Below are 1,107 nucleotides of genomic sequence, written 5' to 3' on the forward strand. Positions count from 1 at the left end.
TCAGTCTGTAGAGCGACCATAAGACCAGAACAGAGTAAATCTGTTAAGGCAGGTGCGGAACCCCGCAAGGGAAAGAAGCAGAAACCTAAATCGTGAGGTTTGGGAATCGCCGTCCGTTTTACGGCGGCGAGGATGTCAACAACAATCTCTCGAAAAAGGCGCAATCCCTTGGCTTTCAACTGGTTGAGGCTTCCTCAGCCTGAGTTAAGTTTCTGGAGAGTTATCAGATGTGAGTTTTCAGTTGACTGATTACTGACCACTGTTCACTGTTCACTGAAAATATTTCCCAATTCCCCTAATCCCTATCCCCCATTCCCTAAGTTACAATCAAAAAACCAACCGCAGCAGCAAGACAAGAAAGCGCAATGATTCCTACCGTTATTGAAACCACAGGCCGGGGCGAACGCGCCTTCGATATCTACTCCCGACTACTCCGGGAAAGAATCGTCTTTTTGGGACAAGAAGTAACCAGCGACCTAGCTAACCTAATTGTCGCCCAATTACTCTTTCTAGAAGCAGAAGACCCCGAAAAAGATATTTACTTGTATATCAACTCCCCTGGGGGTTCCGTTTCGGCCGGATTAGGGATTTTTGACACCATGAATCAAATCCGTCCCGATGTCAGCACCATTTGTATTGGTTTAGCCGCCAGTATGGGGGCTTTTCTCCTCAGTGCCGGCAAACCGGGCAAAAGAATGAGCCTACCCAACTCCCGGATCATGATTCACCAACCCCTCGGCGGCGCCCAAGGTCAGGCCACCGATATCGAAATTCAGGCCAAAGAAATTCTCTATCTCAAACAATTACTCAATCAACACCTAGCTAGTCATACCGGTAAACCTCTCGACCTCATCGCCGAGGATACGGAAAGGGATTTCTTTATGTCCGCCGAAGAGGCTCTAGACTATGGTTTAATCGATCAGGTGATCGATCGCAGTCCTTCCGCTTCCAACCCTCCCAGTAAATAGTTTTGACATCCTCGCCGCCCTAAAAGTGCGGCGATTCCTAAACCTCACGATTTAAGTTTCTGCTTCCACCACCGTCGCATACCACAGTTAAAAAACCATGTACTGTCTTACACAGAGTCCACAGACTTTCGCCCCATTT

General features: G+C 48.1%; 1 protein-coding gene. It reads left to right on the forward strand.

Going from position 1 to position 1,107, the window contains the following annotated elements; all coding sequences use genetic code 11:
* The first annotated feature begins 326 nt into the window (after positions 1 to 326).
* Positions 327 to 968 (forward strand): ATP-dependent Clp endopeptidase proteolytic subunit ClpP, encoded by a 642-nt coding sequence (clpP, locus tag O9290_RS18765; protein WP_223212985.1) that lies wholly within the window; start codon positions 327 to 329, stop codon positions 966 to 968.
* The last annotated feature ends 139 nt before the right edge of the window (positions 969 to 1,107 follow it).

The sequence above is a fragment of the Microcystis sp. LE19-41.2A genome (assembly GCF_027530405.1).
In the GTDB taxonomy this organism is placed as follows: domain Bacteria; phylum Cyanobacteriota; class Cyanobacteriia; order Cyanobacteriales; family Microcystaceae; genus Microcystis; species Microcystis aeruginosa.